Below are 26463 nucleotides of genomic sequence, written 5' to 3'. Positions count from 1 at the left end.
TTAAGGCAAGTATGAAATTTTCACGTTCGGCAAAAGCGAAAGCAAAGACAAAGTCAAATGCCAAACTACGCAAGCCTGAAGAAAAAACAGGATTTGTGAGTTGGCGTTTTGCGTTGCTTTGCGGTGGTATTGGTATCGCTTTAGCCGCGCTATTAATCCGTGTTGCCTATTTACAAATTATTAATCCCGATCCCCTTATTCGTGAAGGGGATATGCGTTCTCTACGGGTACAAAAAGTACCAACAGCAAGAGGCATGATCAGCGATAGAATGGGCCGCCCTCTTGCTGTTAGCGTGCCTGTTTTTGCTATTTGGGCAGATCCTAAAGTTGTATTAGATGCTAATCCTGACATGACAGACTCTCGTTGGTTAGCACTTGCTGATGCACTGAAAATGCCAGTGAATCAAATCGAGCAAAAAATTGTCGCAACGCCTTCCGCTCGTTTTATCTATTTGGCTCGCCAAGTGAATCCTGAAATTAGTGATTATATTAGTAAACTAAAAATCACTGGGATTAATATGCGTCAAGAATCAAAACGCTATTATCCATCAGGTGAAGTAACTGCTCACATCATTGGTGTAACAAATATTGATGGTGATGGCATTGAAGGTGTTGAAAAAAGTTTTAACCAGTGGCTGACAGGGGCTCCCGGTGAGCGTGTTGTTCGTAAAGATGGTTTTAACCGTGTTATCGAGAATATCGCTCAAACAGATAGCCAAGCAGCTCATAACCTGATGCTAAGTATCGATGAACGTTTGCAATCTGTGGTTTATCGCGAATTAACCAATGCGGTTATTAAGAATAAAGCAGAGTCAGGAACCGCTGTTTTAGTTGATGTAAATACTGGTGAAGTGCTGGCGATGGCTAACAGTCCATCATACAACCCAAATAATTTAACGGGAACGCCTAAAGATGCGATGCGTAATCGTGCTATCACCGATATTTTTGAACCCGGCTCTACCGTAAAACCAATGGTTGTGATGAGTGCACTTCATAATCATATTATTAAAGAAAATAGTGTTATTAATACTGTTCCTTATCGTATTAGCGGGCATCAGATAAAAGATGTGGCGTTATATCATGAGTTGTCGATAACAGGAATATTACAGAAATCGAGTAACGTTGGTGTTTCAAGACTGGCGTTAGCGATGCCTGCATCTGAACTTGTGGATGTTTATTCACGATTTGGATTCGGGAAGCCAACTAACTTGGGGCTAGTTGGTGAAAGTAGTGGCATATTTCCAATAAAAAAACAACGGTGGTCCGATCTTGAAAGGGCCACCTTCTCATTTGGATATGGGCTAATGGTAACGCCGTTACAGTTAGCGCGTGTCTACGCAACGATTGGTAGTTTTGGTATTTATCGTCCTCTCTCTATTACGAAAGTTGACCCTCCGGTTCCCGGAACACGAGTTTTCCCAGAACCTCTGATGAAAACAGTCGTACATATGATGGAAAGCGTTGCATTACCCGGTGGTGGTGGTGTGAGTGCGGCAATTAAAGGTTATCGTGTTGCGATTAAAACAGGGACAGCGAAGAAAGTAGGGCCAGACGGAAAATATATCAATCAATATATCTCTTATGCGGCGGGTGTTGCACCTGCAAGTCGTCCTCGCTTTGCGTTGGTTGTGATAATCAATGAACCTAAAGCAGGTAAGTACTATGGGGGCGCAGTATCCGCACCGGTGTTTGGCACAATAATGGGTGCAGTTTTACGCACAATGAACGTAGAACCTGATGCATTGACGCCAGACGATAAAAGTGAATTTGTAATTAAAAAAGAAGAGGATACAAGTGGCCGATCCTAACTTAAGTGACCTATTAGGGGCACTCAGGATACAAGCACCGTCATTGACGCTCAAAGACATGACACTCGACAGCCGAAAAGCGGCGAGCGGTGATCTTTTTATCGCTATTAAAGGTCATGAAACTGATGGCAGACGCTATATTCCTCAAGCTATTGCTCAAGGTGTTTCGGCGGTATTAGCGGAAGCACAAGATGTTGCAACGCATGGTGAAATTCGTGAAAGTCACGGCATTCCAGTGATTTATATTGATAATCTTAATGCAGAGTTATCAAAATTAGCGGGACATTTTTATCATCAACCTGCGGAAAAGCTGAAACTGATTGGTGTTACTGGGACTAACGGAAAAACGACAACAACACAATTGTTAGCACAGTGGGCACAAGGTTTAGGTGAAAACAGTGCTGTGATGGGAACAGTAGGTAACGGACTTTTAGGTCATGTTGTTCCTGCGATGAACACCACAGGATCTGCGGTTGATATTCAATTAGAGTTACAGCAATTATTAAATCAAGGCGCGACATTAACAGCTATGGAAGTTTCTTCTCATGGTTTAGTTCAAGGTCGAGTGAGTGCATTGCCTTTTGTGGCGAGTGTATTTACGAATTTAAGCCGTGATCATCTTGATTACCATGGTGATATGGCTAACTACGAAGAAGCAAAATGGTTACTGTTTTCCACTCATTCTAGTGGTGAAAAAATCATCAATGCGGATGATGCTGTCGGTCAAAAATGGTTATCTTGTTTACCTGACGCTGTTGCTGTGACAATGGAAAATAAATTGCCACAAAATTGGCAAGGCCGTTTTGTTAAAACAACCCGAATTAATTATCATGATGCGGGAGCAACCATTCACTTTAGTTCTAGCTGGGGTGATGGTGAAATTGAAAGCCCACTTATGGGCGCTTTTAATGTTAGTAATCTTTTATGTGCTTTAGCCACATTATTGGCATTAGGATACCCATTAAATGCCGTGATTAATGCTTCATCTGCACTCACACCTGTTTGTGGTCGCATGGAAGTCTTTAGTGCGGATAATCGCCCTACAGTTATTGTTGATTATGCTCATACTCCTGATGCGTTAGAAAAAGCACTTCAAGCTGCTCGTTTACACTGCACAGGTAAACTGTGGTGTGTATTTGGTTGTGGTGGAGATAGAGACAAAGGTAAGCGCCCACTAATGGGAGCAGTCGCAGAAGAGCTGGCTGATAAAGTTGTTATCACCGATGACAACCCTCGTAGTGAAGAGCCTCAAGCGATTATCCAAGATATTCTTTCGGGTTTAATGGATCCTGGTCGTGCGATTGCTATTGAAGGTCGCGCTGAAGCAGTTACTAACGTGATTATGCAAGCAGATACCAATGATATGATTTTAGTCGCAGGTAAAGGGCATGAAGACTATCAGTTGGTTGGCTCGCGTCGTCTTGATTATTCAGACAGATTAACTGTTGCTCGGTTATTGGGGGTGATAGCGTGATCCCTCTGTCTTTAGGAAATATTGCACAAATTAGCAAAGGCACATTGAGCCATATTGCTCAAAGCCAAGCGGATCAACTTATCATTAAATCGATTTCAACAGATAGCCGTAAAATTGATGAAGATTGCCTGTTTATTGCATTAGCTGGTGAGCGTTTTGATGCGCATGATTTTATTGCTGATGTAAAAGAAAAGGGAGCTGTTGCAGTTTTAGTTAATCGTGAAATCGATGTCGATTGTCCACAAATCATTGTGAAAGATACCCATCTAGCAATGGGTGAAATTGCAGCACATATTCGTTCGCTAAGCCATGCCAAGATTGTTGCGCTGACAGGCTCTTCTGGAAAAACTTCCGTTAAAGAGATGACAGCTTCTATTTTGCGTCACTGTGGTGAAACCTTATATACCCATGGTAATTTAAATAACGATATTGGCGTACCTTTAACGCTTTTTCGTTTAACGCCTGAACACCGTTTTGCAGTTATCGAATTAGGCGCAAATCATATCGGTGAGATCGCCTATACCGTGAATATGGTAAAACCGGATAGTGCATTGGTAAATAACCTCTTTTCTGCACACATTGAAGGTTTCGGTTCACTGGAAGGTATTGCTCAGGCAAAAGGTGAAATCTTTACCCATTTAAAAGAACAAGGTACAGCCATTATTAATCTTGATAGTAATGACTTACCTCTTTGGCAACATCATTTAAATGCTCGCCAAACACAATGGTCGTTCTCTTTATCTGCACAACGCAATGCCGATTTTTATCCTACCGAGATCGTAGTTAAGCAATTCATCACAAACTTCACCTTACACACACCAGAAGGTTGTGTGGAAGTCACTCTTCCATTACCGGGTCGTCATAATATTGCGAATGCGTTAGCGGCAAGCGCGCTTGCGCTATCTGCTGGAGCGACGCTTGAAGATATTCGCCTTGGTTTATCGACATTAAAAGCGGTACCGGGAAGATTGTACCCTGTTGAATTAACTTCAGGAAAAATGGTGCTAGATGACACTTACAATGCGAACGATGGCTCGATGATTGCGGGTTTGCAAGTGCTCTCTCAATTACCGGGATATAAAATTTTTGTTGCGGGGGATATGGCTGAATTAGGTAAAGATTCAGAAAAATGTCATCGCGATGTTGGTCGTTTTGCACACGATGTAGGTATCGATAGCGTATTTACCGTAGGACATCACAGCCATTTTATTAGTGATGAAAATAAAGGTGGTGAGCATTTTGCCTTTAAAGCCGACTTACTTGCCCAATTAATTCCATTATTACAGCAGCATGATGTTGTTTCAGTTTTAGTAAAAGGTTCACGAAGCTCCGCGATGGAAGATATCGTGAACGCATTAAAGGAGTGCTTTGAATGTTAGTTTGGCTAGCCGAATATTTGGTTAAATACCATACATTTTTTAATGTGTTTTCTTATCTGACATTCAGGGCGATTGTTGGTTTATTGACGGCATTAATTATTGCTTTGTGGATGGGACCTCATCTCATCGCATGGTTACAAAAAATGCAAATTGGGCAAGTGGTTCGAAGTGAAGGGCCTGAGTCGCACTTTAGCAAACGTGGTACACCAACAATGGGCGGGATTATGATCCTGTTCTCTATCTCCATCTCTACACTATTATGGGCAAGATTAGATAACCCTTATGTTTGGTGTGTATTGCTGGTTTTAATTGGTTATGGCGTGATTGGTTTTGTTGATGATTATCGCAAAGTTGTTCGTAAAGATACCAAAGGCTTAATCGCACGTTGGAAATATTTCTGGCAATCCGTATTAGCACTTGTTGTGGCATTTAGTATGTATGCCATTGGCAAAGATACGCCAGCAACACAGCTAGTTGTACCATTCTTTAAAGATGTCATGCCTCAATTGGGTATGCTTTATATCTTACTGGCTTATTTCGTCATTGTTGGAACAAGTAACGCAGTTAACTTAACTGATGGTTTGGATGGTTTAGCCATTATGCCAACCGTTTTTGTTGCCGCAGGTTTTGCATTAGTTGCATGGGCGACAGGTAACGTTAATTTTGCAAGCTACTTAAAAATTCCTTACTTGATGCATGCGGGGGAATTGGTGATTGTCTGTACCGCTATCGTTGGTGCTGGCTTAGGTTTCCTTTGGTTTAATACTTACCCAGCTCAAGTTTTTATGGGCGATGTAGGCTCTCTTGCATTAGGTGGCGCATTAGGAACGATTGCGGTGTTATTACGCCAAGAATTCTTATTAGTCATTATGGGCGGTGTGTTTGTTGTTGAAACACTTTCCGTTATTTTGCAAGTCGGCTCATTTAAGTTACGTGGTCAACGTATTTTCCGTATGGCTCCAATTCATCACCATTATGAATTAAAAGGCTGGCCTGAACCTCGTGTTATTGTCCGTTTCTGGATCATCTCACTGATGTTAGTGCTTATTGGTCTGGCGACATTAAAGGTACGTTAAGATGGCAAATTATCAGGGAAAAAAAGTGGTTGTTGTTGGGCTTGGAATAACAGGCCTTTCCTGCGTTGACTTTTTTATCCGCCAAGGTGTTACACCTAAGGTTATTGATACACGCCAAAAACCAGGAGGCTTAGATAAGCTTCCTGCTGACGTTGAATATCATACCGGTAGTTTTCATCAAGCATGGCTTAATGATGCTGATTTAATTATCTCAAGTCCGGGTATTGCACTTTCAACACCTGAGCTTGTTGAAGCTGCAAATCATGGCGTTGAAATTGTTGGTGATATAGAACTGTTTTGCCGTGAAGCGAAAGCACCTATTGTCGCGATTACTGGCTCTAACGGTAAAAGTACAGTGACAACGCTGGTAGGTGAAATGGCAAGCGCGGATGGTATTCGCGTTGGCGTCGGGGGCAATATCGGTGTTCCTGCTCTGACCTTATTAACCGAGCCTTATGATTTATATGTATTAGAGCTATCGAGCTTTCAACTAGAAACGACGTATAGCTTACAAGTGGCGGCTGCAACGGTATTAAATATTAGCGAAGATCATATGAATCGCTATCCGTTAGGATTAGAGCAATATCGTGAAGCCAAACTACGTATCTACAATAACGCTAAAACCTGTGTTTATAACGAAGATGATGCCTTAACGTTACCTTTAGCGGGTAAAGATAATCGTTGTGTTAGTTTTGGTGTCGGACAAGGTGATTATCAGCTTGATAACACAAATCGCATTTTAAAAGTGAAAGGTGAAAAAGTCCTTTCAACGGCTGAAATGTATCTTTCGGGACAGCATAACTATACCAATGCATTAGCGGCATTAGCACTTGCTGATGCAGTGGGTATTTCTCGTAAAGCTGCAACCGAGGTATTGAAAACGTATCACGGTCTTGCTCACCGTTTTCAATTAGTTTATTCACATCAAAATGTACGTTGGATAAATGACTCGAAAGCCACCAATGTGGGAAGTACTGAAGCAGCATTAAGAGGACTTGAAGTTGAAGGCACGCTACATCTTTTATTAGGTGGTGATGGAAAATCTGCTGACTTCACTTCTTTATTGCCTTATATCAGTGGCGACAATATTCGTCTGTACTGTTTTGGACAAGATGGGCAAGCATTGGCAAATCTACGACCAGATGTTTCTTTATTAACAGTGACAATGGAAGAAGCCATGCGAGCCTTAGCTCCTACTGTAAAATCAGGAGATATGGTGTTGCTCTCTCCTGCATGTGCAAGCTTAGATCAGTTTAAATGTTTTGAGCAGCGTGGTGATGAATTTGCACGTTTAGCAAGGGAGCTTGGCTGATGAGCATATTCGCAATGCGAAGATTAAAACAGTGGTTAGTGGGCAGTTATCAAACTGAGAATACGGCATTTGTACCGTATGATCGCACTTTGCTCTGGTTTACTTTCGGATTAGCGGTTGTCGGCTTTGTTATGGTGACATCGGCTTCAATGCCTGTTGGTCAACGTCTTGCAGAAGATCCTTTCTTATTTGCTAAACGTGATGGCATCTATATCGTTGTCGCATTTTGTATTGCGTTAGTCACCATGCGCATTCCAATGGCAATTTGGCAACGTTATAGCAGCTTAATGCTGTTTGGTTCGATACTTCTTTTATTAGTGGTATTGGGGGTTGGGAGTTCAGTTAATGGCGCTTCACGCTGGATTGCTGTGGGACCATTAAATTTCCAGCCTGCTGAATTATCAAAACTTGCACTGTTTTGTTATCTATCGAGTTATTTAGTCCGAAAAGTTGAAGAAGTTAGAAATAACTTTTGGGGTTTCTGTAAGCCGATGGGCGTGATGTTAGTACTGGCTGTTTTATTGTTATTACAACCAGACTTAGGAACCGTTGTGGTTTTATTCGTAACAACATTAGCGTTGTTATTTTTAGCCGGTGCTAAAATTTGGCAGTTCTTAGCCATTATCGGTTCAGGAATTGCAGCTGTTGTTATGTTGATTATCGTTGAACCTTATCGTGTTCGACGTATTACTTCTTTCTTAGAACCTTGGGAAGATCCATTTGGTAGTGGTTATCAGCTTACGCAATCTCTAATGGCATTTGGTCGTGGCGATTTACTTGGACAAGGTTTAGGAAACTCAGTACAAAAACTAGAATATTTGCCTGAGGCACATACCGACTTTATTTTCTCTATTCTTGCTGAAGAACTTGGTTATATCGGTGTGGTTTTGGTGCTTTTAATGGTATTCTTCATCGCTTTTCGCGCGATGCAAATTGGACGACGTGCGCTGATCCTCGATCAACGTTTTTCAGGCTTTTTAGCTTGTTCTATTGGGATCTGGTTTACATTCCAATCATTGGTCAATGTAGGCGCAGCAGCGGGCATGTTGCCAACAAAGGGATTAACCCTTCCTCTTATTAGTTACGGTGGTTCTAGCTTGATTATTATGTCAACCGCCATCGTGATGTTATTACGAATTGATTATGAAACACGTCTAGCACAAGCTCAGGCGTTTGTAAGGAGCCCGAAATGAGCGAGCGTAGACGCCGTTTAATGGTTATGGCTGGTGGCACTGGGGGACATGTATTCCCAGGACTGGCTGTTGCTCATTATCTACAATCTCAAGGTTGGGAAATCCGATGGTTAGGAACCGCGGATAGAATGGAAGCCGATTTAGTCCCTAAGCATGGTATCGAAATTGAATTCATTCGAATTTCAGGCTTACGCGGTAAAGGTATTAAAGCGTTAATCGCAGCACCTATTCGTATTATTAAAGCGATTTCCCAAGCTCGTGCCATTATGAAACGCTACCAGCCAGATGCTGTACTTGGTATGGGAGGTTACGTTTCAGGTCCCGGTGGTGTTGCTGCTTGGATGTGCGGGATCCCTGTTATTTTGCATGAGCAAAATGGTATCGCTGGATTAACTAATCGCTGGTTATCGAAAATTGCCAAACGTGTATTACAGGCTTTTCCGGGCGCATTTCCAAAAGCACCGGTTGTTGGAAATCCTGTTCGTGAAGATGTCTTGGCACTTGAAGCACCTTCAGTGCGATTAAAAGAGAGAACAGGGCCTGTTCGTGTGCTGATTATTGGTGGTAGCCAAGGTGCTAGAATTTTAAATCACACCTTACCCGTAGTTGCAGGTTTGCTAGGTGAACATGTTACAATCTGGCATCAAGCAGGAAAAGGTGGCGAAAGTGATACAAAAACACGCTATCAGAATGAATTAGCAAAAAATTCAGTTAAATCTGAATATAAAGTTACTGAATTTATTGATGATATAGCGCAAGCTTACCAATGGGCTGATGTTGTTGTGTGTCGTTCTGGTGCATTAACGGTCAGCGAAATTGCCGCAGCGGGATTACCCGCTATTTTTGTTCCTTTCCAGCACAAAGATAGACAGCAATATTGGAATGCACTACCGCTAGAAAAAGCGGGTGCCGCGCGAATTATTGAACAAAATGATTTAACTCCAGAAGTCATTGCACAAACCCTGAAAAATTGGGATAGAGAAACCTTGTTAGCGATGGCAGAGAAAGCAAAAAGTGTTGCGATTACGGATGCCACAGAGCGCGTAGCAAATGTGATAATCGAAGTGGCAAAAAAATAAACGTAACTTGTAACCATTAACTTAGAGTGAAGAAGTAAATAGTGAATACACAACAACTGGCAAAATTAAGATCGTTTGTGCCTGAAATGAGAAAAGTTAAGCATATTCACTTTATCGGCATCGGTGGTGCGGGTATGGGTGGAATTGCCGAAGTGCTGGCTAACGAAGGTTATGAAATCAGCGGTTCTGATTTAGCACCAAACGTAGTCACACAACAGCTCGTTGCCTTAGGCGCAACAGTCTATTTTAATCATCGCCCTGAAAATATTCGTGGCGCAAGTGTTGTTGTGGTTTCGACAGCAATCAGTGCTGAAAATCCTGAGATTATCGCAGCAAGAGAAGCGCGCATCCCCGTTATTCGTCGTGCTGAAATGCTGGCTGAATTGATGCGTTATCGTCATGGTGTTGCGATTGCTGGAACACACGGCAAAACTACAACAACAGCGATGATTTCAAATATTTATGCGCAAGCGGGTTTAGATCCTACTTTTGTTAATGGTGGGCTTGTTAAATCGGCTGGCACTCATGCTCGCTTAGGCTGTAGTCGTTATTTAATTGCTGAAGCTGATGAGAGTGATGCGTCGTTTTTACATTTACAACCCATGGTTGCTGTCGTTACGAATATTGAAGCAGACCATATGGACACATATCACGGTAATTTTGACAATCTAAAAGAGACGTTTATTACCTTTTTGCACAATTTACCATTCTATGGTCGTGCAGTGATGTGTCTGGATGACGATGTCATTCGTTCGATTATTCCTAAAGTGGGTCGTTATATTACGACTTATGGCTTTAGTGAAGATGCTGATGTTCGTATTACGCATTATGAACAAAAAGGTGCTCAGGGCTTTTTCACTATTTCTCGTGAAGGTATGCCAGATTTACAAGTTGTACTCAATGCACCCGGTCGCCATAACGCATTGAATGCGACAGCTGCGGTTGCTGTAGCCACAGAAGAAGGCATTGCTGACGAACATATTTTAGCAGCATTACTTAACTTCCAAGGTACTGGACGTCGTTTTGATTTCTTAGGTAACTACGGTCTTGAGCATGTTAATGGTCAAGAAGGTGAAGTGATGTTAGTGGATGATTATGGTCATCATCCAACAGAAGTTGATGCAACAATTAAAGCCGCGAGAGCAGGATGGCCTGATAAACGTCTAGTGATGATTTTCCAACCTCATCGCTATACGCGTACTCGTGATTTATATGAAGACTTTGCCACTGTTCTCAATCAGGTTGATATTTTATTATTAACAGATGTTTATTCTGCTGGGGAAGCGCCTATTGCTGGTGCCGATAGTCGCTCACTTTGTCGAACAATTCGCCAACGTGGGAAGCTAGATCCTATCTGGGTTTCTGATGTGACTAATATTTCATCAATATTGGCAGGTGTATTAACAGATAATGATCTTGTTTTAGTTCAAGGTGCTGGAAATATTGGTAAAATAGCGCGTCGCTTAGCAGATACGAAACTACAGCCATCTTTCAGCGAGGATTAAGACGGATGTTTGAGCAAGTGAACATCATTTATGGTGAAATAGTCAATAAAACAACTGTAATGATGGAGTGTTATGAGGAAAATAACACTGTATTAGCGAAAAAAATGATCGAGAATTCGCTTGCTCAAATCTGTGTTGAGAAAAAATTTCAGTTAAAAAGTAAGAAAAACGCAGAAAAATTCGCAATTTCTTCTTTTAAAGTAAATAATTCTCAACAGATTGAACAATTTAGTGATTTAATTATCAAACCTAAAAGTGTTCATAAAGTATATATATGTAGGAAAAGTATTAATCGCTGGAATATCGGACAAAAGGATGGGCGATTCTCTTGTTTAAACGTTGCTCAGGAGTTAGTGGGTTAATATGTCACAAGCAGCGCTAAATATAAAAGAACACAAAGAGAAGCAACATTCTGACAGACCGAGTAATGGTACTTATTTATCAGGATTAATCTTTTTCTTATGTGTGATTGCCACCATCATTTGGGGTGGGATACAAGTGGTTAACTGGATGAAAGACGCAAATCGTCTGCCAATCTCAAAACTTGTATTAACGGGCGAGCGACATTACACAACGAATGATGATGTACGTCAGGCCATTTTGTCTTTAGGACAGCCGGGTACATTTATGACACAGGATGTGAATATCATTCAGCAACAAATTGAACGCATGCCATGGATTAGGCAAGTCACTGTTCGTAAACAGTGGCCTGATGAACTTAAAATCCATCTGGTAGAGTATGTTCCCTTTACCCGTTGGAATGACACTTACTTTCTTGATAAAGAAGGGCGCGTTTTTAGTCTGCCAACACAGTTAGAAACCAAAGGAAGTTATCCTTTGTTATATGGCCCTCAAGGAAGCGAAAAAATGGTGTTGTCAGGTTATGTTGCAATGAGAGATCAGCTTCTTGCAAGTAACCTGAATTTAAAAGCAGCGTCAATGTCTGCACGTCAAGGATGGCAATTAGTTTTAGACAATGATGTCCGATTGGAGTTAGGTCGTAAGGATAACGAAAAACGGATCGCTCGCTTTATTGAGTTGTATCCGATACTGCAACAACAAACAGATAAACGGGTTGATTACGTAGATCTGCGTTATGACAGTGGTGGTGCAGTCGGATGGGCTCCTTTATTACTTGAGAATGAATAAACAAGACGTGGCAGATGACACGATGAAGGCGAAGGCAGAACAATAATGATCAAAGCGACGGACAGAAAATTAGTAGTTGGTCTTGAGATTGGTACGGCCAAAGTAGCCACCCTTGTCGGTGAAATCCTGCCTGATGGTGTAGTGAATATTATCGGGGTGGGAAGCTGTCCATCTCGGGGCATGGATAAAGGTGGCGTTAATGATCTCGAATCCGTCGTAAAATGTGTGCAACGGGCGGTAGATCAGGCTGAGTTGATGGCTGACTGTCAAATATCTTCAGTATATTTGGCGTTATCAGGCAAGCATATCAGTTGCCAAAATGAGATTGGTATGGTGCCAATTTCAGAAGAAGAAGTGACTCAAGATGATGTTGATAGCGTGGTTCATACCGCGAAATCCGTCAAAGTAAAAGATGAACACCGTGTTTTACACGTTATACCGCAAGAGTATGCCATTGATTATCAAGAGGGGATCAAAAACCCAGTTGGATTATCGGGTGTGCGTATGCAGGCTAAAGTTCATTTAATTACCTGCCATAACGATATGGCAAAGAATATTGTAAAAGCAGTTGAACGCTGTGGGTTAAAAGTGGATCAACTGATTTTTGCGGGACTCGCTTCAAGTTTCGCTGTATTAACAGAAGATGAACGTGAATTAGGTGTGTGTGTTGTTGATATTGGTGGCGGTACAATGGATATCGCTATTTATACCGGTGGAGCATTAAGACATACCCGCGTTATTCCTTATGCAGGCAATGTTGTAACCAGTGATATCGCCTACGCGTTTGGCACTCCGCCAAATGATGCTGAAGCTATCAAAGTTCGCCATGGTTGTGCATTAGGATCTTTAGTTGGTAAAGATGAAAATGTCGAAGTTCCAAGTGTCGGAGGCAGACCACCAAGAAGTCTGCAACGACAAACTCTTGCTGAGGTGATTGAGCCTCGTTATACCGAACTGCTCAATCTTGTTAATGAAGAGATTTTAAAAGTTCAAGAACAGTTACGCCAGCAAGGGATTAAGCATCATTTAGCCGCGGGTATTGTGCTAACAGGTGGTGCTGCACAGATTGATGGACTTGTTGAATGTGCTCAACGTGTTTTCCACACGCAAGTACGGATCGGTAAACCGTTAAATATTACCGGGCTAACAGATTATGCGCAGGATCCCTACTACTCAACAGCGGTTGGGCTCTTGCATTACGGTAAAGAATCTCACTTTGGTGAGGAAACTGAAACCGAGAAACGCTCTGCTGTCAGTGGTTTATTTAAGAAACTCGCTGGTTGGCTAAAAAGAGAGTTTTAATAATCAGACAAATTTTAAAAGAGGTCGTTTGAGCAAGCGGCCCTGAGAAGGCACAAAACGGAGAGAAATTATGTTTGAACCTATGGAATTAACCAACGATGCGGTGATTAAAGTCATCGGCGTTGGTGGCGGCGGCGGTAATGCGGTTGAGCACATGGTTCGTGAACGTATTGAAGGCGTAGATTTCTTTGCAGTCAATACGGATGCTCAAGCGCTACGTAAAACAGCGGTCGGACAGACTATCCAAATTGGTAATGCCATTACGAAAGGCTTAGGTGCAGGTGCAAATCCTGAAGTAGGCCGTAATGCAGCAGAGGAAGACCGCGAAGGGTTACGTGCAGCACTTGAAGGTGCCGACATGGTCTTTATTGCAGCAGGTATGGGCGGTGGTACAGGTACTGGTGCTGCGCCTGTTGTTGCAGAAGTGGCTAAAGAATTAGGCATTTTGACCGTTGCTGTAGTGACTAAGCCTTTTAATTTTGAAGGCAAAAAACGTATGGCATTTGCGGAACAAGGTATTACTGAGTTATCAAAACATGTTGACTCTTTAATCACTATTCCAAATGACAAGTTATTAAAAGTACTTGGTCGTGGAATTTCATTATTAGATGCGTTTGGCGCAGCTAATGATGTATTAAAAGGCGCAGTTCAAGGTATCGCTGAGCTAATCACTCGCCCAGGTTTAATGAACGTCGACTTTGCTGACGTAAGAACTGTGATGTCTGAAATGGGTTATGCCATGATGGGCTCTGGTGCTGCGAAAGGCGAAGATCGTGCTGAAGAAGCAGCAGAAATGGCGATTTCAAGTCCATTATTGGAAGATATCGACTTATCTGGCGCGCGTGGTGTGTTAGTCAACATCACCGCAGGTTTTGACTTACGTCTTGATGAATTTGAAACAGTGGGTAATACCATTCGTGCATTTGCATCAGATAATGCGACTGTGGTTATCGGTACATCCCTTGACCCAGAAATGAATGATGAATTGCGTGTGACTGTAGTTGCAACAGGTATTGGTATGGACAAACGTCCAGAAATTACACTGGTAACAAATAAACAGAATCAGCAAAGCGCAATGGAGAATCGTTACCAGCAAATGCAAAATAGCATGTCTTCTTTCTCTGCCGTAGAAGAAAGCAAGCCTGCTGCAAAAGCCGTTAACGAACAATCTACTCAGGCAAACAAAGAACCGGATTATTTAGATATCCCTGCGTTCCTGAGAAAACAGGCTGATTAATCGCCAAAAAGATTGGCATCTCCGCTTTTTGTGCTAAACTGTCCTGCCAATTATAAGTATAATGATTGGTAGGACGGATAACATTGCGAGATAAAATGATGATCAAACAACGGACATTAAAACGAATTGTACAAGCAACTGGTGTGGGACTTCACACGGGTAAAAAAGTTACGCTTACAATGCGTCCGGCGCCAGCAAACACTGGGGTCATCTACCGTCGTACTGACTTAAATCCACCGGTGGATTTTCCAGCAGACGCAAAATCAGTTCGTGACACTATGTTGTGTACTTGCTTAGTAAACGAAGACGATGTGCGTATATCAACCGTTGAGCATTTAAACGCAGCACTGGCTGGTTTAGGCATTGATAATATCGTAATTGAAGTGAATGCACCTGAAATTCCAATTATGGATGGAAGTGCGGCACCTTTTGTTTTCTTGTTACTTGATGCAGGCATCGAAGAACTTCGTACTGCGAAGAAATTCATTCGCATCAAAGAAACAGTACGTGTAGAAGATGGCGACAAATGGGCAGAGATGCGTCCATACAACGGGTTTAAATTAGATTTTACTATCGATTTTAATCACCCAGCCATTGATGCAAGTACACAGCGTTATAAATTAGATTTCTCCGCTGAATCTTTTATGAGCCAAATTAGCCGTGCTCGTACTTTTGGATTTATGCGTGATATCGAATATCTGCAATCTAAAGGATTGTGTTTAGGCGGAAGCTTCGATTGTGCAATCGTAGTTGATGACTATCGTGTTCTCAACGATGATGGCCTGCGTTTTGAAGATGAATTCGTTCGTCACAAAATGTTGGATGCAATCGGTGATTTATTTATGTGTGGCTATAACATTATCGGTGAATTCACCGCGTTTAAATCAGGTCACGCACTGAACAATAAATTGCTCCAAGCTGTATTAGCAAAAGAATCTGCGTGGGAATTCGTCACATTTGAAGACGAAGCGCAAATGCCAGTGGCATTCAAAGCTCCCTCAATGGTCTTTGCTTAATTCCTGCGAAGGAAAGCACGTTAATTATCTCTAATTAACGTTCATCTTTGGCTGTACTTGTACTCTCTCCGGCAAGTGCAGCCAACCGTTCTAATTTCTCTCTTAATTTCTTCGGGCTTTTCTCTGCCAAATATTTTAATGACTGTGCGCTTTCTAAACTTAAGTGACGTCTCTTTATGGGCTCTTGCTCTTTTAATGATGATATTAAAGATCTTTTTTCCTGTTTTATTCCTAAAGACGGATTTATTTTGATGTCTATTGAGGATAAGGATGGTAAAATTTCTTGTCTCAAAGCGGAAAGTAATGACGGGGTTTCATAACGTAAACGAGTTAACCAACTTGCGTTTGCAACTTCAATAATTAAAATAGCATTGCGATAATTTGCGACACGGCACTTATCTCGTAAAGGAACGGGCAAAAGAGCCATGACGGCGCGATTTAATTTTAGTAAAATCGTTGCGCGCTGTTGTATAAGTTGTAATGTACTCTTGTTGGAACCTTCAAGTTCAATGAAGATTTTTTCCAATGATTGTGGGTAACTATCCCGCATAGATTTTGACTCCACAAAATAAAGATTAATGAGCAACGAAGGTTAATGAGCATTATAAGTTTTTGGCGACAGTTTGGCAGGCGATATTTTTGGTCGCATCTGCTTTTAGGGATGGTAGCAGCAGGTATTGGAATACCTTCGCTGTTGTCTGCCCATGCCGAAAATCCACAGCAAACTGATCCTCCTTCATCCCAAAACCGTCAAAGTCAGGCACTTATTGCGTTTGATAACTTATTTTTACGTCAAAGTGTACAGAATCCTGCATCATCCTTCACCTTTAATTACTGGCAACAACACGCAGTAAAAAATGTGATTAAACAGCTCTCTTTTGCATTCACCATTAATTCGCCTGAATTGATGGTTAAAGCCAAAGACGAACCGTTACCTGTTTCTAATGTTGCAGCGGTTATGCTCGATACGTTGTATGCCTTATTGACAGAGACGCCATCATCGACACTAAGTAACCTTCCTCTTTCTGGCTATGTTTTAGTACAGAATACCATTTCCTATCATACCGGATTATGGCTTGCACAAATCCGCGGTATTCGTGCAGGGCCTTACCTAACAGCTTAATTGAGTCACTTAATCTAATCAGATTATGATTATCTCTGTTTATTGATAGATACAGAGGCTTTTTTCGGCGTTTCACGCCATAAATGAGAATAAAGATTTATGTTAGGTAAAATTGTAACCAAAATTTTTGGTAGTCGTAATGATCGCTCAATCCGTCGTATGCGCAAAGTTGTTGTTGAAATTAATAAACTAGAACCCGCTTTTGAAAAGCTGACCGATGATGAGCTAAAAGCAAAAACAAACGAATTTCGTGAACGTTTAAAAAACGGTGAAAAAGAAGAAGATATTTTACCTGAAGCATTTGCCACTGTTCGTGAAGCAAGTAAGCGTGTCTTTGGTATGCGCCACTTCGATGTACAGTTAATTGGTGGTATGGTGCTAAATGAGCGTTGTATTGCAGAAATGCGTACAGGTGAAGGTAAAACATTAACAGCAACATTACCTGCATACTTAAATGCGCTATCAGGTAAAGGGGTTCATGTTGTTACTGTCAATGACTACCTTGCACAACGTGATGCCGAAAATAACCGTCCTCTGTTTGAATTCTTAGGTTTAAGCGTTGGTATCAACTTGCCAAATATGGCACCACCAGTAAAACGCGAAGCTTATAATGCTGATATCACTTATGGTACGAACAATGAATTCGGTTTCGACTACCTACGTGACAACATGGCATTTAGCCCTCAAGAGCGTGTTCAACGTAAATTACACTATGCATTAGTGGATGAGGTTGACTCAATCTTAATTGATGAAGCGCGTACGCCACTGATCATTTCAGGTCCCGCAGAAGACAGCTCTGAGCTTTATATCCAAATGAATAAAGTGATCCCTCACTTGATTTCTCAAGAAAAAGAAGACTCAGATACTTTCCAAGGTGAAGGTGATTACTCTGTTGATGAAAAAACACGTCAAGTGAACATTACAGAACGCGGTCTGGTTAAAATAGAAGGGTTATTAGCAGATGCAGGCATGATGAAAGAAGGGGAGTCTTTATACTCACCAGCTAATATTATGTTAATGCACCATGTGACAGCAGCATTACGTGCTCACGCACTGTTTACCAAAGACGTTGACTATATTGTTAAAGATGGCGAAGTTATCATTGTTGACGAACATACTGGTCGTACAATGCAAGGTCGTCGTTGGTCTGATGGTTTACACCAAGCTGTTGAAGCAAAAGAAGGTGTGAAGATCCAAAATGAGAACCAGACATTAGCGTCAATCACATTCCAAAACTATTTCCGTTTATACGAAAAATTAGCTGGGATGACGGGTACTGCGGATACAGAAGCGTTTGAATTTAACTCTATCTATCGCTTAGAAACAATTGTTATCCCAACTAACCGCCCAATGGTACGTAAAGATCTGCCTGACTTAGTCTATATGAATGAGCAAGGTAAATTTGCCGCCATTATTGAAGATATTCGTGAACGTACTCAAAATGGTCAGCCTGTTCTTGTCGGTACTATTTCAATTGAAAAATCAGAAGAGATTTCTAAAGCGCTGACTAAAGCGAATGTTCACCATAACGTGCTGAATGCGAAATTCCACGCAATGGAAGCGGACATTATTGCTAACGCAGGTTTACCTTCAGCGGTAACTATCGCAACTAACATGGCAGGTCGTGGTACCGATATCGTGTTAGGGGGGAGCTGGCAAACTGAAGTGGCTAAACTTGAAGAGCCAACTGAAGAGCAAATTGAAGAAATCAAAGCTAAATGGAAAGAGCGCCATGATGCAGTGTTAGCATCCGGTGGTTTACATATCATTGGTACTGAGCGTCATGAGTCTCGTCGTATTGATAACCAGTTACGTGGTCGTGCGGGTCGTCAAGGGGATGAAGGTTCTTCTCGTTTCTATTTGTCTATGGAAGACTCCTTAATGCGTATTTTCGCTTCAGACAAAGTGTCTGGCATGATGCGTAAATTAGGTATGAATGAAACCGAAGCGATTGAGCACCCTTGGGTAACCAAAGCCATTGCAAACGCACAGCGTAAAGTAGAAAACCGCAACTTTGATATTCGTAAGCAACTGCTTGAATATGATGATGTGGCAAATGATCAGCGTCGTGCAATCTATACTCAGCGTAATGAATTACTGGATGTGGCAGACGTAAGTGAAACTATCGATAGTATTCGCCAAGACGTCTTCACTTCAATGATTGATAACTATATTCCACCTCAATCACTAGAAGAGATGTGGGATATTGAAGGCTTAACGGCATGCCTACAAAAAGACTTTGATTTGAATTTACCAATCAAAGAGTGGTTAGATAAAGAGCCAGAATTACACGAAGAAACATTACGTGAACGTATTTTAGAAAAATCTATTGAAGTTTATAAAGCGAAAGAAGAGATCGTTAGTGCTGAAATGATGCGTAACTTTGAAAAAGGCGTGATGTTACAAACGTTGGATTCACTGTGGAAAGAGCACTTGGCAGCAATGGATTATTTACGTCAAGGTATCCACTTACGTGGTTATGCACAAAAAGATCCAAAACAAGAGTATAAACGTGAATCGTTCGCTATGTTTGCTAACATGTTGGAATCACTGAAATATGAAGTGATTAGCACACTAAGCAAAGTACAAGTTCGTTTACCTGAAGAAGTTGAAGAGTTAGAACGTCGTCGTCGTGAAGAAGCCGAGCGTTTAGCTAAACAACAACAATTAAGCCATGAAGTGACAAAAGAGTCTCAAATGTCAGCAGTCGATGGTCAAGTTGCTGCAGGTAAAAAAGTAGGTCGTAATGAACCTTGTCCTTGTGGTTCGGGTAAAAAATACAAACATTGTCATGGTCAGTTAGGTTAATGATGACTGTTTTATGATAATTTATTATCAATAAGGTAAAAAATAATGGCTCTTTAAGAGCCATTATTCGTTTACGGGATTAATTTATTTACGGATAAAATTATCGATAATTAAATCGATTACTTTTCAGAAATAGATGACTTTGTATTCACCGTATCATTGACGTTTACGGGTGATTTAAAAGAGAAATCACCATTGGTCAGCTTCTTGGTTAAATCAAATGCAGACGATTTCAAGTCAAGATCGACCCCAGCATCATAATGATGACCTTCAATATTGTTTAATTGAACGTTGCTACCGCCTAAATCAACTTGACCTTGCTCGCTTTTAATTTCAGCACCTGTAAGTTTAGTTGTACCACTTACATTTAATGAAATGTCATTTTTGCTTGTTAAGGTTGTGGTTTGAGTAACTGCATCATTATCAATATGAGAAACTTTGATATCCGCATTCGCCGTATGGCCTTCAGCACCTGTTACGATATTTTTGATACCATTACCTACTGTACCAACGCCTTTATCAATTTTGGCTTTTGTTTCGCCACTGATACCTGTTTTATCTGCGATAGTTGAAGAGAGTGAATTGTATTTATCAGAGATAACATCAGTTGCAGATTTAATACCTGAATCAATAGTTTCTTTGATAGTGTCTTCTAATAATGATCCACCTGCTTTAGCTGTTTTATCAACTTGGCTAGATTTAGGATCATTGTTGTGGTTGTAACCAACATTTACATCAACATTAACGTGACGATCGCTGTCTTTTTGACTCGTCACTGTAAAGTCACCGCCCACATTACCCGTTACATTATCCGCAGAAACATTTGCGCCAGAAAGAGCGAGGTTTTTGTCGCTATTTACAGTTAATGTGCCTGTTTCCACTGAAGCATTTTGGTGTGTGGATTTTTGTTGATCTTCAACGTTTACTAAAACTTTGCCACCAATATCGTGGATAGAGGTTGCTGGGTTTTCTTCAGTCACTTCTTTTGGCGTCGTATTAGTTTGTTTGCCATTTAAAGAGATATCCGTACCCCAATTATTTTTGTAATCAGTAGATTGTGCTGATGTCAGCGTGGTATCACCAGATTGAGAAGTTAATTGCGTATCTTTGCTATTAACTTTAGTACCTTGAAGATTAACAGAGCTACCGTTAACAGTTAAATTACCTTGGTTAGCAATTGATCCACCTTCACGAGAGACTGTTTTCTCATCTTGTTTACCAATAGCAAATTCAGCGCCACCTAAGCCATTGACAGAAGATGATTTTTCTCCTGTTTTTTGACCGAAGCCCGCTTGTAATCCACCAGATAAGTTCTTACCTGTTTCAGTACGTTGAGATTCTGCTGCTTGGAAATCAACTTTATTAGTTGCCGTCAGAGCAACATCATTTTCGCTGGTTAAATGAGTACCTTGTAAAGTCAGATTATGACCTGAATTTAACTCAATACCCTGAGAGCCATTTACTGAACCTGCTTTTGCTGTTGTCTGATCTTTTTGATGATTAGCACCACCTGCGTTAAAGCCGCCACCGTAATCTTTACTGTCTGGTGTTGTACCTACTTTCAGATTTGCACTACCATTCACGTTATGTTGACTTTCAGAATGAGTATCTGTTGTTTGTGCAAGCGTTAAATCACCGCCAGCATTAATAACAGTTTTGCCATCTTGAGCGTCAAACTTAGCGCCTTCATAATGTGCATCTTCACGTACATTAATATTGATATTGCCGGCTGAGTTAAACTGGCTACCATCAGCTTTCGTTGTGGTTAGGCTTGTGTCAGTGGTTTTACCTTCACCTTTAATCGCTACAGTAATGTCGTTACCAGTTTTTGTGCTGACGCCAACTTGACCGCCACCCGTTGTTTCATGGAAGGACTCTTGATGTTTGTTTTGCGCCGCTTCACTGGTGTGAGTATTTGCGGTTAGTGATACATCACCTTGTGTTGATTGGTAATGAGTACCTTGGTCACGTAAGTTGTTATTACTATCAGAATTGACTTTACCCGCAGTAATTGACGTTGAAACCGCTTGGCTATCGCTTTGTGATTTCTGGCTACCGCCACCTTTAATACCAACTTCAACACCTACATTAGGTGCTTCTAAGTTACTTAAGTTAGCAAGATTACTAATAGCATCTTTAAAGGTGACTTTTTTATCAATACCTTTATTACTGTCAGGGCTGGCAGCATCAACACCATCTTCAACGGCTTTCTTAATTGGCTGAGTAATACCACTGTAATCAAGATTGACACCTACATCGACACCAATATTTAAGGTATCTGTTTTAGATGTCGCACTGTCATTTGCAGCAAGGTGATTGATATTTTCACCTGATTCTTTATACGCACCGTCAACTTTGTGTGATGCACCTTGATGCGTCACATCATTGTTTGCAGTAATGGTTAAATCACCTGCAACTTGAGTTTCGCTACCTTTATTTTTGGTGATCTCAGTTGTTGTATGCTGTTTGTCATATTGGAAGTCAGCTTTACTACCGATTTTATCAACACCACCAGTGTAGCTAAAACCACCTGAAATGGTTCTATCTGTACTGTCTGTTTCTTTTTTGTTTTCTGTTGAAATAAAAGCAACATTGTCACCAGAAACAGTAGCATTACCTGCGGTTGTTTTTAAATCAGAACCGGCAAAAGTGACATCTTTATCCGCTTGAACTTTAACACTGCCACCACTAATAGTAGATCCTACTTGTTCAGTTTCAGTACTATTGTTTTTATTGGATGTATGAGTGATATGAAAACCTGCGCTATATTGCTTGTCTTCAACTTCTTTAGCATGACCTGTGATCTCTAATGATGTTTTTTCATCATTGATTTTCGTGATTTGCTGTGCAGATTTAACGTTGATGTCACCTAAAGACTCAATACCTAACTCATCGGCACTTTTAATTAAGCTACCAATTACATTAACATCTTTGCCACTGACCACAGTTAACTCTGCATCAGAAACTAATTCACTACCAGTTGAATGCTGTTGGTTAGTTTCATTCTTATGGGAGTTTTTAGTGATGTTAAATGCAGTACCTGTACGTTCATCTGTTTTAGTGATGGTTTCGCTAATCGCATTATCAATAACAACATCACCTTGAGTCGTTTTAACAAAGGCGCCTTGATTGCCTTTTACTTGACTACCAGTGACTTTGACACTGTTATCTGCTGCAAGTAACAGTTGTCCGTCAGCCGTTAATTGTGTTGAATGGCTGACTTCTTGTTTGTTGTTATTATTCTTATTATTACCACCGCCGATACCACCCCAAACAACATGATTGTCGGTTACTGTTTTATCATTGTTGGTATTTTGAACATTAAGATTGATGTTCTCTTTAGCGTTAACGACAACATTCTCATTAGAATGTAATTTTGCACCTTGAGCGGTAACAGAGCCTTCAGCATTTAAGCCCAGCGTTTTACCTGCGGTCAGTTCACTCGCTTTTAAGGTTTCTGTCTGATGACTATTGCTCCAGCTACCTGTCTCTAAACGAGAAGTATGGTTGCGTTTATAGCCATTTTCACTGCGATTTTCTTTCTCAACTAATCCGTTGATATTGATATCTTTATTGGCATTAATTGCCAGTGTATTACCGGCATTAACTTTGGCACCTTCAAGTGTTACATCACCTTTAGTTGCCGTTAATGTTGCACTATTTTTGGCATCAATATGGCTACCAACTTGTTGTACTAGCTCTTTTTCTTTAGTGACATCATATTGCCAAGAATAGAACCAACGGTTGTCAGTATCTGTGTCTTTTTGCTGTAACTGTTTGCCATCAACAGTTAAATGAGCACCTTGTAATAAAATATCATCACCCATTAAATCAGAGGCTTTGATTTGGTTTTTATTATCAGCGACTAAAGTGATGTTTTTGCCTTTTAACTCTGTTTTTGTCAGAGTTTGGCTTGAACCACTGTTATTAACTGCAATACCGCCACGGTAATTTTGATAATTTTCACTACCATCTTTGTCGTAACTGTCATAACGAACTTGGCTGTCTGTTTGAATATTGTCTGCTCTAACACTTAATTCGTTATCAGCAACAAATTTACCTGTTAATTTTACACCACTCCCTTCTGCGGTATTAATGATGCGGATACGACCAGATTGCATACTTCCAAAGAAATAACTATCTAAGGCAGAAGCAGGTTTTTGTGATGAAAGAATATCAAATCGTTGAGAGAACGTATTTTGCCCCGTTAATGCAGAAATTTCTGCTGCTGTTATTTTACCTCGGCTATCAATACGAGGTGCAATTAAATCTAAAAGACCGGGGGCATGTAATCCGTTTTTACCAATAGAAAGTAAATTCGTATTATTAAGCGTGCTATAACCCTTTAACTCACCATTTTCAAACAGTGGATTACCTACAACCAAAGAAGAGCGTCTTGTATTGATAAAACCGCATCCATCACAGGTAATACCATTTGGGTTAGAAAGTACATATTCCGCAGCTATACCAAAAACTTCTTGCTGACCTAATAAGAATGAAGGGTTACGACTAACAACTTCATTTAAAATTAAAGATGCTGCTTGTCCATTTAAGTTACTGTTGGCATTTAGCTGTCCAGCAAGCTGTGATTGTCCTGCCTCTAAAGAGTTGTTAAAAACAGCTCCCGGTTTACCTACATTAAAATCTTGATATTGGTTATGAGAGATACCTTCGTTATTTGGTGTAACGATATTAATGACTTGAGTGCCACCATTAACTGATGAAACATTCGGTCCTTGATTGCCCGCATCAGGAACAATACCGCCAGCATATGCATTTAGTGATACGAAAATAATCGCTAAAGATGCAGCAAGCCTACCCGAAGGAGAGAGCTTGAAGTTTTTTGATTTCATAGAGTTTTCTCCGTTTATTGCTATGAGTGTGAATCAAAATAAATATGAAAATCTAACTAACACTTGAGTAGGGTCTTTGGTTTTATTGGAATTCGTTTGGTTGTAAAGCAAATGCCCCTTGGCAACGTCAATATCGAATTGTACTTTTTGATATTGGAGGTTTAAGCCCGAACTTAGCCCATAGCCACTACGCCATCCTTCATAGTTACCATGTTGTTGAACACGGCCAGCATCAAGACCAATTCGAGGGGTGATTGAAAATGTGTTTATCCGATAAGGATAAGAAAGCGTATTGCGCAAATAGCCGCCGTTATCGCCAGAAAGTGTGCTTTGATCAAAGCCACGGATTGCGTTTTTATCCGTTAAACTAAGCCATTCCACACCAGGTAAGGTGTCGGGGCTATATTGACCAAAGAAGGCGCTATTGAATAAAAATGTAGAATTCGATATAGCAAAACGATGTTGCCAATTGGCAAAAAGCTTAACTTTTGTAAAGCGATAGTCATTACCATTGCCATTAGCAACACGAGGTGATTCGTCTGCGCCAAACCAACCAATAGCTTTCTCAGCACTTAAATTAACGCTGATGACACCACTTGGAATAATGTGTAAATGGTTGATCCCTAGCTCTACCGTTGTAAGTGCAGGGCTACTTAGATCAAGGCGGATTTGGCTGAAATAGTTACGTATCCGTTTATGTGTTACCTGCATATTTAAGGTATCAATCTGTTTTTGACTACGATAAAAAGCGTAATCGCCCCTTAAACCAACTTGTGTGGTATCACCGGATAAGCGTACGGTACGTGTTTGTAATGCTTGATGAAATTCATACTCGGAATAGCTACCAAAAGTACTGAACGTCAATGCACCATAAGGTAAAGAATAGAGTAGGGTATAAGCACGATTAAAACGGGTATTAGGATTATCAGTGGTAATGCTGGCATTTAAGCTAACAAAATCAGATAGCCCTAATGGGCTGTCTAAGCTTGCATTCGTTCGAACTAACCAGCGCCCTGAGTTTTTTTGCCCATAATTATCACTTGAAATATTTAGGTGCCACGGTGCTTGTCGCTGATTGGTGAGCTGAATAATAGAGCCACCTAATTGCGTACCAGGCAATATATCTAGTTTAACTTTATTCGATTGTAAGCGGTTTGCTTGATCCAGCCCTTGATCCAATTTTGAAAGTTTAAGCGGCTCTCCTTCAAGATGAGGGAAAAGTAATGTGGTATTAACGCCTCGATCGCTACCTTCTATTTTTTCAATAAAACCTTCAATAACATACAATCCAAGTTGTTGCTCTTGGTTTGGACGTAAAAACTGGACTCTGGCAGTGATATAACCATGTTGAAGATAGCGTTGAGTTAACTCTTTAACTAAACGGTTAACGTCAGCACTTTTTATACATTGCTCTGGCAATGGTGTTAAGGAATCAAGATCTTTTTCATTAAGTAGAGTAATTCCTTGAACATAAACCCCATTAATAGGTAAACAATGTTCTGATTCAGTAATAAGTGTGGGGGTAGGTGAAACCTTTAATACATTTTCTTGAAGTTGTTGATAGCGATTTTGTTCAATAAGTTGATTTATTTCACGTTGGCTATCTTGTAATGCGCGCCGCGATTCTCCCATCGAGCCTAAATAACCGGCGTCATTTGCTGTTAATCCACTGGTTGAAAAACCACTTAATAGTGTTAATAAAATAACTTTTTTTCTCATTTTACCTCAATATAAAGGTATTAATTCAAATATAAATAATATTGCTTAAATATAGAAAGATAATAATTAATGTTTTTATATTATCGTTAATTTTAGAATAATAAATACCGGCTACTCTCAATATGAAAAGAAATTAAAAATCGATGAAATAAAGATAAATTTTTATCTGTTTTGATATTAAATATCGACATAACCAAAATAATTGATATCTCAAATAGTATTACTTAAACAAATGATTCATTTAAATGGCTTCTAGTGTATTGATTTTCATGGTTATAATCTTCTGTGTTATTTTTTTTCGTTTAAATTAACATCGATTCAGCTATGTTAATTAAAATTTTTTCATTTTTTATAAAGAGAAGATAAATAATGAGAGGAGATCCGAGGATATAAAAAAAAGAATGCTAATTGGCTTTTCATTTGTTGTTTA

Annotated in this window: 18 protein-coding genes; 15 read left to right on the top strand and 3 right to left on the bottom strand. The window is 40.4% G+C overall.

What is annotated here, in order from left to right; all coding sequences use genetic code 11:
• Positions 1 to 11: 11 nt before the first annotated feature.
• The 13 genes from ftsI (at position 12) to lpxC (ending at position 15530) form a co-directional block, all read left to right on the top strand.
• Positions 12 to 1808: a peptidoglycan glycosyltransferase FtsI gene (ftsI, locus tag CBE70_RS09290; RefSeq protein ID WP_100159124.1), complete on the top strand. Its 1797-nt coding sequence runs from the start codon at positions 12 to 14 to the stop codon at positions 1806 to 1808.
• Positions 1795 to 3282, top strand: coding sequence for a UDP-N-acetylmuramoyl-L-alanyl-D-glutamate--2,6-diaminopimelate ligase (gene murE / locus CBE70_RS09285; RefSeq protein WP_100159123.1), 1488 nt, complete (start codon positions 1795 to 1797; stop codon positions 3280 to 3282). The genes ftsI and murE overlap by 14 nt, the downstream gene beginning before the upstream one ends.
• The gene (gene murF, locus CBE70_RS09280; RefSeq protein ID WP_100159122.1) at positions 3279 to 4661 is read left to right on the top strand and encodes a UDP-N-acetylmuramoyl-tripeptide--D-alanyl-D-alanine ligase; all 1383 of its coding nucleotides are present in this window, start codon (positions 3279 to 3281) and stop codon (positions 4659 to 4661) included. Before murE ends, murF begins: the two co-directional genes overlap by 4 nt.
• The gene (gene mraY / locus CBE70_RS09275) at positions 4655 to 5737 is read left to right on the top strand and encodes a phospho-N-acetylmuramoyl-pentapeptide-transferase (protein WP_023581493.1); all 1083 of its coding nucleotides are present in this window, start codon (positions 4655 to 4657) and stop codon (positions 5735 to 5737) included. Before murF ends, mraY begins: the two co-directional genes overlap by 7 nt.
• Position 5738: 1 nt before the next feature.
• Complete coding sequence (murD, locus tag CBE70_RS09270) at positions 5739 to 7049, top strand: UDP-N-acetylmuramoyl-L-alanine--D-glutamate ligase (RefSeq protein ID WP_100159121.1); 1311 nt, start codon at positions 5739 to 5741, stop codon at positions 7047 to 7049.
• Positions 7049 to 8242 (top strand): cell division protein FtsW, encoded by a 1194-nt coding sequence (gene ftsW, locus CBE70_RS09265; RefSeq protein ID WP_100159120.1) that lies wholly within the window; start codon positions 7049 to 7051, stop codon positions 8240 to 8242. The genes murD and ftsW overlap by 1 nt, the downstream gene beginning before the upstream one ends.
• The gene (murG, locus tag CBE70_RS09260; RefSeq protein WP_100159119.1) at positions 8239 to 9321 is read left to right on the top strand and encodes an undecaprenyldiphospho-muramoylpentapeptide beta-N-acetylglucosaminyltransferase; all 1083 of its coding nucleotides are present in this window, start codon (positions 8239 to 8241) and stop codon (positions 9319 to 9321) included. The genes ftsW and murG overlap by 4 nt, the downstream gene beginning before the upstream one ends.
• 41 nt (positions 9322 to 9362) lie before the next feature.
• Positions 9363 to 10826: a UDP-N-acetylmuramate--L-alanine ligase gene (murC, locus tag CBE70_RS09255; protein WP_100159118.1), complete on the top strand. Its 1464-nt coding sequence runs from the start codon at positions 9363 to 9365 to the stop codon at positions 10824 to 10826.
• A gap of 5 nt (positions 10827 to 10831) precedes the next feature.
• Positions 10832 to 11188: a hypothetical protein gene (locus CBE70_RS09250; RefSeq protein WP_100159117.1), complete on the top strand. Its 357-nt coding sequence runs from the start codon at positions 10832 to 10834 to the stop codon at positions 11186 to 11188.
• A gap of 1 nt (position 11189) precedes the next feature.
• Positions 11190 to 11975: a cell division protein FtsQ gene (ftsQ, locus tag CBE70_RS09245; RefSeq protein WP_023581498.1), complete on the top strand. Its 786-nt coding sequence runs from the start codon at positions 11190 to 11192 to the stop codon at positions 11973 to 11975.
• Positions 11976 to 12020: 45 nt separating this feature from the next.
• Positions 12021 to 13277 (top strand): cell division protein FtsA, encoded by a 1257-nt coding sequence (ftsA, locus tag CBE70_RS09240; protein ID WP_100159116.1) that lies wholly within the window; start codon positions 12021 to 12023, stop codon positions 13275 to 13277.
• Positions 13278 to 13347: 70 nt separating this feature from the next.
• On the top strand, positions 13348 to 14514 hold the full coding sequence (gene ftsZ / locus CBE70_RS09235) for a cell division protein FtsZ (protein ID WP_023581499.1): 1167 nt from the start codon (positions 13348 to 13350) through the stop codon (positions 14512 to 14514).
• Positions 14515 to 14612: 98 nt separating this feature from the next.
• Positions 14613 to 15530 carry a UDP-3-O-acyl-N-acetylglucosamine deacetylase gene (gene lpxC / locus CBE70_RS09230; protein ID WP_036913397.1) on the top strand — a complete coding sequence of 306 codons (918 nt, stop codon included), beginning with the start codon at positions 14613 to 14615 and terminating at the stop codon, positions 15528 to 15530.
• Between the two features lie 34 nt (positions 15531 to 15564).
• On the opposite strand, the gene CBE70_RS09225 is transcribed toward lpxC, so the two are convergent.
• Positions 15565 to 16080 (bottom strand): DUF721 domain-containing protein, encoded by a 516-nt coding sequence (locus CBE70_RS09225; protein ID WP_100159115.1) that lies wholly within the window; start codon positions 16078 to 16080, stop codon positions 15565 to 15567.
• A gap of 45 nt (positions 16081 to 16125) precedes the next feature.
• On the opposite strand from CBE70_RS09225, the gene secM reads away from it, so the two are divergent.
• The gene (gene secM, locus CBE70_RS09220; RefSeq protein ID WP_100159114.1) at positions 16126 to 16653 is read left to right on the top strand and encodes a secA translation cis-regulator SecM; all 528 of its coding nucleotides are present in this window, start codon (positions 16126 to 16128) and stop codon (positions 16651 to 16653) included.
• A gap of 99 nt (positions 16654 to 16752) precedes the next feature.
• Positions 16753 to 19461: a preprotein translocase subunit SecA gene (gene secA / locus CBE70_RS09215; protein WP_100159113.1), complete on the top strand. Its 2709-nt coding sequence runs from the start codon at positions 16753 to 16755 to the stop codon at positions 19459 to 19461.
• A 119-nt stretch (positions 19462 to 19580) separates the two neighbouring features.
• Here secA and hpmA read toward each other — a convergent pair whose 3' ends face one another.
• Both hpmA and CBE70_RS09205 read right to left on the bottom strand, forming a co-directional pair.
• Positions 19581 to 24314, bottom strand: coding sequence for a calcium-independent hemolysin HpmA (gene hpmA, locus CBE70_RS09210; protein WP_100159112.1), 4734 nt, complete (start codon positions 24312 to 24314; stop codon positions 19581 to 19583).
• Between the two features lie 33 nt (positions 24315 to 24347).
• The gene (locus CBE70_RS09205) at positions 24348 to 26033 is read right to left on the bottom strand and encodes a ShlB/FhaC/HecB family hemolysin secretion/activation protein (RefSeq protein ID WP_100159111.1); all 1686 of its coding nucleotides are present in this window, start codon (positions 26031 to 26033) and stop codon (positions 24348 to 24350) included.
• Between the last annotated feature and the right edge of the window lie 430 nt (positions 26034 to 26463).

The sequence above is a fragment of the Proteus columbae genome (assembly GCF_002777965.1).
Taxonomy (GTDB): Bacteria; Pseudomonadota; Gammaproteobacteria; order Enterobacterales; family Enterobacteriaceae; genus Proteus; species Proteus columbae.
This window is presented reverse-complemented; position numbering and strand designations above follow the sequence as displayed.